At 47.1% G+C, this 238-nt stretch carries 1 protein-coding gene; it reads right to left on the reverse strand.

Features of this window, described 5'->3' with window-relative positions:
• A partial coding sequence (locus D7V20_RS19695) for a contractile injection system protein, VgrG/Pvc8 family (RefSeq protein ID WP_147395838.1) occupies nucleotides 1-238 on the reverse strand: 238 nt, incomplete at both ends.

Genomic DNA, 238 nt, shown 5'->3' on the forward strand with positions numbered 1-238 from the left:
AGTGATCAGGAATTCTTTGTCTGCGTCTGTATGTTGTTCTATTTCAGGGTGTTCGGTGAATGTAAACCAGTATCCAACCTGAGCATCTCGGACTGTGCTGTGTGCTGTGAATTGTTTGGCTTGTGAGTTGTAGTATTGACTCAGGTTGTGGTTGAGTTTTTCGAGTTGGCTGTTGCCTGCTCGGCTCACGCCATCTTCTCCATTCAGGTCAGGGATCCATGCAGGGCTGTAATACCAA

The sequence above is a fragment of the Acinetobacter rongchengensis genome, assembly GCF_003611475.1.
GTDB classification, from domain to species: domain Bacteria; phylum Pseudomonadota; class Gammaproteobacteria; order Pseudomonadales; family Moraxellaceae; genus Acinetobacter; species Acinetobacter rongchengensis.